Consider the following 11584-nt stretch of genomic DNA (forward strand, 5'->3'; position numbering starts at 1 on the left):
TCGCCGTTCATGCGCGCTCTTCCGGCTGGGTGCATCAACGCCAATGTAGGCAGAGCCGCACAAAAAAACAGGTACGCCAGATCCACAACAGGTGCCTGACGTTTCGCACTTCTGCTATAATCAAACCCATGACGATCGGGATCACCGGGCCAGAGCGGCAAGCACCGCGGCGGAACGTGGTGGTGGCGCTCCTTATTGCGGCTATCGCCGGAGCTGTCAGCCTAGTCCTGCTGGGGCTCACCGGTGCCATTCTGGTCGACTGGATGTGGTTTTCCGCGATCGGTTACTTGCACGTCTTCTGGACCACGATCGGTGCAAGGGCTGGCGTTTTTTTCACAGTCTTCGCCGCGACTGCCGTCGTGGTATCGGCAAACGCGTGGCTCGCGCTTAATTTTGCCCGGCAGCAAGTCCAGCCTCGCGTTCGCTTCGCACGGAAGCTCACCGCCACCACAACATCATCCGATCTGCTCGAATTTCTGCGTGATCGGCTGCCATGGCCTCTCTCCATTGCTGTTGGCGCAGGACTTGTCGCGTTGCTGGTCGCCTCGGGAGAGGTCAGCCACTGGATCGTTTTTCTGCAGTTCATCTATGGCGTGCCCTATGGCGCGAACGATCCGCTCTTCGACAAGGACATTGGATTCTATCTCTTTTCTTTGCCCGCTTATATCGCCGTCAAGAATTGGATGTTGCTCACGCTCTTCATAAGCGCACTTTTTACTGGACTGATCTATTGGGCGCACGGCGACATCGAATACCAAGCTCGGCAACGATCGATGTCGCCAACATCGATTGCCCACGGCTCAGTGCTGCTCGGATTAGTTTTTTTCGTGAAGGCATGGTCCTATAGTCTCGACCGCTACCTGCTGCTCTACGGCGACAATGGAGTCGTGGTCGGTGCAAGCTACACTGACGTCCACGTCGGGCTTCCTGTCCTCTGGTTGCTGATCGGACTTTCGATCATCGCAGCATTCGCCGCATGGGCGAACCTGCGAGTGCTCAGCTACCGGCTCCCAACTGCGGCGATAATTCTCATCTTTAGCGCCGTTTTCCTATTGTCCGGCGTGGTCCCCGGATTGTTCCAGCGATTGCTTGTCAAACCGAACGAACTGGAGTTGGAGCGTCCCTACATCGAACGCAACATCAAGCTGACCCGGGAGGCCTACAATCTTGACAAGATCGCGGCAAAACCATTCCCGGCCGAACAGAACCTTACCTTCAAGGCGCTTGAATCCAACAAGGCGACTATCGACAATATACGGCTGTGGGACTGGCGGCCGTTGTCGGATACGTACGCGCAACTGCAGGAGATTCGCACCTACTACAAGCTTCACAATCTGGATGTAGATCGCTACTGGCTTGGCGGGACCTATCAAAGCGTGATGCTTTCGGCGCGCGAACTTAAATCCTCGCTGCTGCCACCTAACGCACAGACGTGGGTCAACCTCCACCTCCTGTTTACCCACGGCAACGGCGCGGTGATGAGCCCGGTCACCCAAAAGAGCAGCGAGGGGCTCCCACCCTTGTATTTGCGCGATATTCCCCCAGTTGCCGACGGAGGTCCTGAAATCCGCGAGCCACGCATCTATTATGGGGAGCACAAGAGCGACTACGTTATCGTTAAGGGAACTACGCCGGAGTTCGACTATCCAAAGGGCAAAGATAACGTCTACGCAACTTATGACGGCGCCGGTGGCGTCCCCCTGTCGGGAATGGTGCGGAAAATCATCTTCGCCCACCACTTCAACGATATGAACCTACTTCTCTCAAGCTACGTCACCGACGACAGCAGAATAATGATCCGGCGCAGTATTCAGGAGCGGGTACGCGCGATCACCCCATTCCTGACCCTTGATCGTGACCCCTATCTGGTCATCAGCGAGGGCCGGATGTTCTGGATGCAGGATGCCTATACGACGAGCGACTATTTTCCTTCTGCGCAGCCTGCGCCTGACCTCAATCTCAACTACATCCGCAATTCCGTGAAGATCGTCATTGATGCCTATAACGGCAGAGTTGATTTCTATCTGACAGACTCGACAGATCCGATCGCCGCTACCTACCAGCGCATCTTTCCGGGGTTGTTCAAGCCGCTTGCGGCCATGCCGGCGGATTTGCAAAGGCATATTCGCTATCCAGAAGACCTCTTCCTGATTCAAGCGCGGCTTTATCAGGCCTACCACATGGAAGCGGCCGACGTTTTTTATAACCGCGAGGATCTTTGGCAATTTCCGCGCCAGCCGGACGGCGATGGTGGCGTGGCCTTGATGGTCCCTTACTACATCATCATGCGGCTACCCGGAGAAACCCAAGCCGAGTTCTTTATCATGATCCCCATGGTGCCAAGCCGCCGCGACAACATGATCGCGTGGCTCGCAGCGCGATGCGACGCGCCCGACTACGGCAAACTGATCGTCTATGAATTTCCCAAGGAGAAGCTCGTCTACGGACCGTTCCAGATTGAGGCCCGGATTCATCAGAACACCGAGATATCCCAGCAGATTTCGCTATGGAACCAGATGGGTTCGCGGGTGATCCGGGGAAATTTGCTTGTCATCCCAATCGATAATTCGATCCTCTATGTATCGCCATTGTATTTGCGGGCTGAGCAAGGACACTTGCCGGAGCTCAAGCGCGTAATCGCGGCCTATGGCGAAAACGTCGTCATGAAGGAGACGCTTGCCGAGGCCTTGTCGGCGCTATTCATAGAGGCTGGCACCGCGCCGACAACGCCGAGCGATGCAGCGAAATTGCCAAGCACGGGCTCTGCGATGAATCAAGCGCAGCAGGCGCTCGATCGTTACAATCAGGCAGTGGAGCGATTGAAATCCGGCGATTGGAAAGGGTTTGGCACGCAATTTGATGCAATGCGCGAGCTATTGGAGGAGATGAACCGACAATCTAGCGGCCATTAGGGTTCGCGCGGAGCAAGGCTCTCGTTACTTAGAATCAAGAGCTAATTCTGACCGGTGGAGCACTATCGACGGCAAACGGCGCAGGGAAGTGAAACAGGAGAGCTCCGTCTATGATTGAGGGGATCAGCGCAATCACACTGGCCACGCACGAAATGTCGCGAGCTGTCAGATTCTACCGGGCGTTGGGGTTTGAGGTCCTGCATGGTGGCGAAGAATCGTCATTCACCAGCTTTCGAGCAGGGAAGAGCTATCTTAACCTCATCGCCCAGCCTGCAGAGCGGCGCTGGTCTTGGTGGGGGCGCGTGATCTTTTACGTCACCGATGTTGATGCACTTTACAACCGCGCGCTCGCAGCAGGGTGTCAGCCAACGACCGCGCCCTGCGATGCCGAATGGGGTGAGCGCTTCTTCCACCTGACAGACCATGACGGCCACGAACTCAGTTTCGCGCGGCCTTTGCGCCCGGTTTAATAGCAACTCGAAGCAGCCTGCCATTCCAACAGGTGCTGGGAGCGCGTATGGCGCTCCGATGAACAATGGCACATTACGTGTTTCAACGCCGTTTAACGGCAGCAAAGCATCGGTGCACGTCCGGTCATACATCTCAGCAGCCGCGCCATGGCCTTTCCGAAAATCGGATGCGCACGTCTGTGCGGCCGATTCTGCACGCCGCAACACTTCGCGTCGCGCGGTTCTAACGACCGGCCGAATAGGGCGCGCCGGTTGTTTTTTCGCAGATTTTCCGCACGCCCCTTCTCACTTTACCGTGGCGATCGCTTGTCAACGAGCTATTCTGGTACAAGATCGAGACAACTACCTGCGAATACAGACTTCAACCATCCGCGAGTGATCCGATGCGCACGTCACCCGTTGCTGAGTTTGACCCGAGCTTTGTCCGAATGGATTTGCCGGATCTTCGGATTAACTACGATCCGGTCGATCCAGACCAGTTCGATCGGCCCATCGTTTCCTTTTATCTGGAGACAAATAAGGATAATGACGAGCTTCCGCTTCATTCCCATAAAAAGGGCCAACTTGTGGTTGCGTCACATGGATCGGTCATGTGCCGCGCCCCTGGCGGTCTATGGATAGTGCCACCGCAAGGCGCGGTATGGATTCCCGCCGGTGTGCCACATAGCAACTGCGTGTCTGATTACGGCAAGGTTTACGTGGTATTCATCGATCCGAAGGCCAGCACGTTGCCGAGCATGTGTTGTACCTTCACCATTACTTCGCTTGTTCGCGAACTCATTCATCGGCTGGCCGTTTTTCCGCCTTTATATCCGATCGATGGACCGACCAGCAGGCTGGGGCGCGTACTCCTCGACGAATTGGTGCAGATGTCGACAGAAGAAATGTATCTACCAATCTCGGCGGACAGCCGGCTTCAGCATCTCGCAACATCGCTACTCGACGATCCCGGCGATCGCAGCACGGTTGAGGAACTTGCCGCGCGCTATGCCATGAGTGAGCGCACCTTCGCGCGTCTGGTTGCAAAAGAAACAGGAATGACGTTCGGACGCTGGCGACAACGGTTGCACATTCTGGTCGCCTTGAAGCGCCTGTCATCCGGGTCATCCGTGCAGGCCGTCTCGCTCGATCTGGGTTACGAGACGCCGAGCGCCTTCATCACCATGTTCAAGAAAACCATGGGCAAGAGCCCTCGCCGCTTCCTGGCCGACCGGTCCAGCTTCGTCAATCACGAACCGCCCCCCTGACAGGCCATCACGAAGGACTGTGTTTAAAGGAAACGGTCCCTGACAGCATGTGCGGGGGCGCCTTCTATCGTGTCGTGATATTTAGCGCTTGCTGTACGGCACCAGCGGATATTCGAGCGTTGCCTCTGCAATGGCTTTCGGCGCGACGACCCGCGGCTTGCTCTGCAAACCCTGCAACATCACCATCGAGCAGTTGATGTTCTGGCCCGTGGCATCGAACTTTGTGTTCTCGCCATACATCAGGATAGGCTTCATGTCTGTCGTCCTGAGCGCGCCGTGAATTGCCACCGACTCCGCCGAAGCGGCCCGCTTCACGGCGTCACCGACGATCTGCACGGCTTCGAACGCACATCCGGCGTTCGCGTCGAACCAGTCGTTCGGATAGTCGGTCGCGAACATCTTCATAATCTTGTCGGAGTTCGGTCCCTTGGGATTCAGCCACAACGCCGCGAGGATCGGGCCGTTGCCGTACTTTCCAAGAGCGTCGTGATACGCCTTGTCCGAAACACCGTTCGAGTTTGGCGAGAACACCATCTTCGGATCCCAGCCCTGCTTGATGCACTCGCGGGCGATCATAATCGCGTCGTTGACACGCGTCACCGAGACCAGCGCATCTGCACCCGACGCCTTGGCTTTAGCGACCTCGACCGACAGATCCTTGGCTTTTTCATCGTATGGCACGTACTGCGCGATCTTGAGAGGAACGCCGACTTCCTTCCAAGCCTGATCAATGCTCGCTGCTGTCGACTGGCCCATGGTGTTGTTGAGATGGAGCACGGCAACGCTGGTTGGCGGAGCCTTCAGCGTGGCAAGCACCGACTTCAGTTCGACAAGCGACTGTCTGACAATTGTCAGGGATGTCGGGTAGTAACGGAAGACCTGCGTGAAGCCCTGCGAAGTCACCTGCGTCGCGCTCGCGATGTGCACGACCATAGGCACTTTTGCCGCCTCGCAGGCCTGAAGCGCGGAGATCGTCGCGCCGGAGTCCCACGCGCCGATGAGCACCGTGCAGCCTTGCCGGATCAGACCCTCGGCTGCGATACGGCCGTTTTCAGGACGGCTCTGCGTGTCAGCATGAACAATTTCGATATCGAGACCGTATTTCTCACGCGCAAATTTCGCTCCGAGATCGATGCCGCGCACACACGCCTGTCCCGGGAACGCAAGGACGCCGCTGCTCGGCATGATCGCTCCAATCTTCACCTTAGTCGGCGTTGCCTTCACAGGCCACGACATTAGTCCGGCCGCTGCGACACCAACGCCGCTGCCGAGAACGGTACGCCGCGTAAGACCTTTTCCGTTTCGAATCGTCATATTACTCCCCTTCCATTGTCTGCAATTGCGATTGAGTTGATCCTTGGCAACTCCTTTAAACGAATGCGCGGTAGGGCTTGTCTCCCGCCGGCTTGCCTTGCCTTTCGGCACGCCGTCAGCCCCCCATCTCCGATTTGATCATTTCCTCCTCGGTCTCGTCATAGAGCGTGTCGATCAGTGATCGGTATCTCTCGTGAAGCTGCTTGCGACGCTTCTTCCGCGTCGCAGTCATCACGCCCGTATCAGGCGACAGTTCCTCTGGAAGAATACGAAAGGCCTTGATCTGCTCGGCCCGCGCCAGTCGGCTGTTGGCCTTTGAAACCTCTTCCTCGATCATGCGAACGACGACTTCGGAATTGGCCAGATCGGCGTATTTCTTGACCTTGAGATCGCGCGACTTCACCCAATCCATCGTCGCTGTGGCATCGACCTCGATCAGCGCAGTGAGATACTTCTTACCTTCGCCGATGACGGCTGCTTCCGAGATGAAGGGGCTACGGCGAATCTCGTTCTCGATCTGAGTGGGGCTGATAGACTTTCCGTTCGAGGTATTGATGATCTCTTTCTTGCGATCGACCAGTTTGAACAGCCCTGTCGGACCGACCTCGACAATATCGCCGGTGTAAAGCCAGCCATCGCGTAATGCTGATTTCGTCTCCTCCGGTTTGTTCCAGTAACCGATAAACAGGCCGGGGCCTCGGGTGATCATTTCGCCGTCTTCGAGAACCGCCGTCTCCCAGGCAGGATCGTGCAGAGGAACGCCAACAGTACCGGCCTCCGGCCACTCGGCCATTTGCACCAGATTTGCGCCAACCAGCTCTGTCTGACCATAGCATTCCTTGAGCTGCAGTCCCCACAACTGCCACAGCGACATCAGCTCAGATGGCATTGCAGCGGAGGACGTGTAGGTCACGGACAGTCTGTCGAAGCCGACCTCGGCCAGCAGTGGACGGAAGATCTGCTCTTGGCAGACCTTGTAGAGCCCGGCAATGAAGGGATCTGGCTCTCCGCCGGACTGGCGATTGTCCAGAGCCATACGCGCGATCTTCATCGCGAATTGGTAGTCCTGCTTCTGCTTTTCCGAGCCAGAATGGACCTTGCTAAGAATGGCCGTCGCATAGCGCTGGAAGAAACGCGGCGGAGCCATAAAGTATGTTGGACGCACTTCTATGATGGTCTGGGCAAAGTTCGCACTTGTCTCGCCAAAGTAGGGAACCATCTTGATGATCAAGGGTAGTGTCGTTGCCTGCGCACGCGCAACTGTGTGCGACATTGGAAGAAAAACGACAACGGTATTGTCTTCCATGATGCGCGGCGTAAATCGCGTCACGCTGTGGGCGCCGGCAAGCAACGAAAGATGCGTCAGCATCGCGCCCTTCGGAAATCCGGTGGTGCCGGAGGTGTAACCGATGCTGACCAGATCGGTGGATTTGGCTTTCGCCGCCTGCTCCTTGAGGAACGCGTCGGCATCAACTTCGATATTCCCGCAGAACTCCTTCATTGAAACGACGTTCGCTGCCTCGTCGCCCTGCGGTGTCCAATCCGGATCGAGCACAATGATTTTCTTCAGCTTCTCGGCCTGTCGGGATGCGAGAAGGATACCCAGCTGTATTTCTCCGCCGACGAAGGCGAATCTTGAACCGGAGTCGCTGAGATAATATGCAACCTCTTCCGGCGACGATGTGAAGTACACCCCCACCATGACGGCTCCAACACACAGCGTTGCCATGTCCGCGATCAGCCATTCCTGCGCCACGTCGCCCATGATGGCGACACGGTCGCCGCGCTGAAGCCCCTCTCTCTGCAACGCAGTCGCCAACATGCTAACGCGGTCCGAATACTCCTTCCACGTCACGGCGATCCAATCGCCATGACGCTTCTGATAGTATGCAGTGACCGCAGGCCTCTCCATTCTCCGCGCTCGGAACAGCTGAGGAATGGTGATGTCGGCGAGCTGCGCTCCCGATGTGAGGGAATCGACGTTCATTTTATTTCTCCGCGAAGCGCTTGCGCTTCTCCGCGAAGGCAGCAACCGCCTCGCGACGCTCGGGAGACGCAAACGTCAGCATCTCAAGCGCGGCCGAGGTATCGAGCAGCAGATGAGTATACTGCTTGATGATCTTGTTGACACTGTACTTCGTCCAAATGATCGACTCTTTCGGACCGCTCGCCAGAAGCTCCGCGTAATCGATTGCAGCATCCCGGACATCCTTGTCGGAGACGACCTCATTTATCATGCCCATAGCAGCCGCCCTCTCGGCGGAGAGGAAATCGCCCGTCATGAGGTAGTGCTTTGCGCGCACTGGCCCTATCAGCAGCGGCCAGATCACCGCGCCGCCGTCACCGGCAACGACGCCCGCATTGACGTGGGTGTCGGCGAACCGCGCGGTCGGGCTCGCGAACACCACGTCGCAGAACAGCGCAAGCGTCGCGCCGAGACCGACAGCGACACCGTTGACAGCCGCCACGATCGGCACTTCGACTTCGAGCATATTACGAATGAGATGACGCCCGCTGCGGGTAGGAGACGGCAGCGTCCCCTTATCCAGCGAAGTCTGATCGCCCCCCGAGCAGAAACCGCGTCCGGCGCCCGTCAGAACGATAGCGTTGACCGACTTTTCGTGATCGAGCTTGATGAAAACGTCTTCGAGCTCTTCGTGCATTTCCCAGTTGATCGCGTTCAGGATCTCCGGGCGGTTCATGGTCACGACCGCAACGCCGCTCGCGCGCTTTTCGACGATCAGATATTTGTAGCTAAGCTGAGACATTGGTCTTTCCGTTCTGTTTTTTCTGATCTTAGTTTTGGGGCCGCATGGCCCGGATTTTTCCAAGGATTTCCTCAGTCGGACGCACGACATTGTTCCGATCATTGAAATGCGGGATCACATAGCGGCCGACCATTTCGATGGCCTCCATGATTTTTTCGTGAGGCACCGAATCCATGTGCAGCAAGATTTCGTCTGCACCCATGGCCTGGAACCTCTCAAGCTGGCGGATGATGGTGTCCGGGCTTCCGCAAACCGTCGTGGCCGATTCGTTGACCAGATAGTCCCAGTCGTTCGCGGCACGCTCCATGGAAGGAACGCTTTCGCTCATGTACTTGTAGTCGTCGGCGATCTTCGCGAGGCGCGGATATGCGTCGGTGGAGATCTTTGCGTAATGCATCAGCGGCCCGGCGTAGTCTTCCTTCGCTTGCGCGTCCGTCTTGCCGATGCCGATGAACAGCGGAATTCCGATTCGGGAACTTTCGAGCGGCCCCTGCTCGTCGCGCTTCCAGCTCTTGCGATAGATATCAATCAGTTTCTGCTGAACTTCCCAACCCTGATAGATGTTGCTGCTCATCACCGCAAAGCCTTCGGAGCCTGCCCAGCCGTGGCTGCGTTCGCTCGTCGCCGCGATGCCAATCACCGGGTGCGGCTTCTGGAGCGGTTTCGGGACGAGCTGGCGCGGCGGAATCTGGTAGTACTTGCCTTCGAAGGTGAAGATGTCATCCCGCATCGATTTCTTCAGAAGCGCGAGACCTTCTTCCATCTGCTCGAGCGTCTCATTGGGATCGACATTGAACGCACGCATCGCGATGGTGGTGTTGGCCCGCCCGCCATAAAATTCCATCCGACCGTTCGACAGGATGTCCGTCACGGCAAGGCGTTCAGCCGTTCGCAGGGCGTGGTTGATCCTGTGCGGCATGAGCGTCACGGCGGAGCGAAGCTTCACGCGCGAGGTCACCGCGGCGAGGTAGCCGTAGACCACTTCTGGAGCCGAGCTAGAGATACCACCGAGGGCGACGTGCTGCTCGGAGAGTGCGACGCAGTCGAACCCCATCTTCTCGGCGAGGCGCACCTCGTCTACCAGTTCATGAAGCCGGCGCGAGTAGCTGTGGCCGACCTGGGTCTCCTGCTCCGACCAGAACCCGAACGTAAGTGCCATTTTCTTATCCTTTGGGAAATTCCTGACAGGCACAACGTTTCATAAGCGAGGCAACATTTTTGGCCGAAAGCTATTGGGCGCTATCGATCTTTCCGAATTTTATGCTGCGGACTGGCTGGCGACGTCGCTTGCGCCAATGCGTGCCGCCAGATTATTTCCGGAAGGCGTTGACCAAAAGATCGGCAATCGCATCAAAGCATCGCTCGCCGATGGCAACACTGGACCCATGCGGATCGCCGATGATGCCGTTGTGCGTCACGGACTTGATGCCGTTCGCCCACATGTCGCGGAGTTGCTCCTCCGAGAGTGTACCGAGATACCCGGCCTCGAACCGGTCCGGGCGCACACTTTCCGGCCTGATAACCATCATCAGCGACGTCTCCGCGATATCCGCGTGGCCGCCGACATGATCCGGATCGCCACCTGCCCCGGCAACCGCTCGCCGCCATGCCCCGATCCAGCCGGTGGAGTCCGTAAAGGCAACCACCTCCACACCGGCTGGCATCGCCTGCCGTAGCCCCGGAAGCATCTGCTGAAACACAGGAAAGTTTCCGATATGGCCCGAGAACAGTAGAATACGGCGAAATCCGTGTCGGACGAGGCTAGTACAGTAATCCAGACAGATCCCCTCGAACGTCTCGGGCCGAAGCGAGATCGTGCCGGGAAATGCGAGATGATGGGCCGAACAGCCGACCTTGATTGTCGGGGCGATCAGCGCATCGTCGAGCGACCTAGCGATCCTCTCAGCAAGCGCATCAGCGTGATCCGCGTCCATGCACAAGGGCAAGTGCGGTCCGTGCTGCTCCACGGCTCCACAAGGGATAACAACGGTGCTGCAACCTCGCGCCAAAGCTTCCGACACGTCCTCGAAGCTCATGAGCTCCAGGCGGACCTGATCCTTTCGCCCGAGCCCGCTCATGCTAATTCTTCCTGGCGCTCTTCAAGAGAAACCGGGCGCGCGCATCCGCGGAGCTATTCTCGGTCAGATAGGCGCCGAGATCATCCACCGTCATGGCTTCGAGAGCCTGGTCGCTCATCTGGCTGGTCAGATTCAATGACCGCTTGATGGCAGCAAACAGCTTCCGGTCCTTTCCCCGAAGTCTCCGACAGACATCCAACGCACGCGTCGACACCTCAGCGGTCGCAACGATCTCGTTGACGGCGCCGATGTCCTTTGCCGTCTGCGCATCGACAAGGTCTCCCCAGTACAGAAGCCTCTGAGCACCTCTGACGCCGAGCTTCTCCGCCGCGCGGCGGATGCCCTTTGTTACAGGCAACAGGCCATGATTGATTTCGGGAAAGCCGACCTTGCATTCATCGTTGGCAACCACGTAGTCGGCATGCAGAAGAAATTCGAGCGCGCCGCCGACCGCATAACCTCGAACAGCACAAACGATCGGAGCCGGATACTGCTCCAGCGCGCAGAGCAGCGCGTGGAAGATCCTGATGCGAGGCGCCGCGATCTCGATGCCCACGACTTCCCTGATATCGCCGCCCGCGCTGAAGAAGCGATCCCCGGTCCCGGTGAGCACGATGCCGGGCGGCGCATTCTCGCCGGCGAGCGTTCGGAGGGTGTTCAGCAGCGCAGAAATGAGATCGAAGTTTACGGCGTTGGCCGGAGGCCGGTTCATGGTCAGCGTGACCAGATCGGCCTCGCGATCGACGATGAGAATGCTGTCCTTGTCCATGCCACAAAGCTAAGCAGCCGGCTTCA

Annotated in this window: 9 protein-coding genes; 3 read left to right on the top strand and 6 right to left on the bottom strand. The window is 57.6% G+C overall.

The window, feature by feature from the left end; genetic code table 11:
* The first annotated feature begins 128 nt into the window (after window positions 1-128).
* From AC1Q67_RS05750 to AC1Q67_RS05760, 3 genes are all read left to right on the top strand, one after another.
* On the top strand, window positions 129-2912 hold the full coding sequence (locus AC1Q67_RS05750) for a UPF0182 family membrane protein (RefSeq protein WP_492234852.1): 2784 nt from the start codon (window positions 129-131) through the stop codon (window positions 2910-2912).
* Between the two features lie 110 nt (window positions 2913-3022).
* On the top strand, window positions 3023-3382 hold the full coding sequence (locus tag AC1Q67_RS05755; RefSeq protein WP_492234851.1) for a VOC family protein: 360 nt from the start codon (window positions 3023-3025) through the stop codon (window positions 3380-3382).
* A 383-nt stretch (window positions 3383-3765) separates the two neighbouring features.
* Window positions 3766-4629 (top strand): helix-turn-helix domain-containing protein, encoded by an 864-nt coding sequence (locus AC1Q67_RS05760; protein WP_492234850.1) that lies wholly within the window; start codon window positions 3766-3768, stop codon window positions 4627-4629.
* Between the two features lie 81 nt (window positions 4630-4710).
* On the opposite strand, the gene AC1Q67_RS05765 is transcribed toward AC1Q67_RS05760, so the two are convergent.
* From AC1Q67_RS05765 to AC1Q67_RS05790, 6 genes are all read right to left on the bottom strand, one after another.
* Entirely contained in the window at window positions 4711-5943 is a 1233-nt protein-coding gene (locus AC1Q67_RS05765; protein WP_492234849.1) for an ABC transporter substrate-binding protein, read from the bottom strand.
* Between the two features lie 115 nt (window positions 5944-6058).
* A complete protein-coding gene (locus tag AC1Q67_RS05770; protein WP_492234848.1) occupies window positions 6059-7930 on the bottom strand; it encodes an AMP-dependent synthetase/ligase in 1872 nt (623 codons plus the stop codon).
* A gap of 1 nt (window position 7931) precedes the next feature.
* On the bottom strand, window positions 7932-8711 hold the full coding sequence (locus tag AC1Q67_RS05775; RefSeq protein ID WP_492234847.1) for an enoyl-CoA hydratase/isomerase family protein: 780 nt from the start codon (window positions 8709-8711) through the stop codon (window positions 7932-7934).
* Between the two features lie 28 nt (window positions 8712-8739).
* Entirely contained in the window at window positions 8740-9870 is a 1131-nt protein-coding gene (locus tag AC1Q67_RS05780) for an LLM class flavin-dependent oxidoreductase (RefSeq protein WP_492234846.1), read from the bottom strand.
* 151 nt (window positions 9871-10021) lie between these two features.
* Complete coding sequence (locus AC1Q67_RS05785) at window positions 10022-10789, bottom strand: creatininase family protein (RefSeq protein WP_492234845.1); 768 nt, start codon at window positions 10787-10789, stop codon at window positions 10022-10024.
* A gap of 1 nt (window position 10790) precedes the next feature.
* The gene (locus tag AC1Q67_RS05790; protein WP_492234844.1) at window positions 10791-11558 is read right to left on the bottom strand and encodes an enoyl-CoA hydratase/isomerase family protein; all 768 of its coding nucleotides are present in this window, start codon (window positions 11556-11558) and stop codon (window positions 10791-10793) included.
* Window positions 11559-11584: the final 26 nt, after the last annotated feature.

The organism is Afipia sp. GW823-FHT06G09, assembly GCF_058794875.1.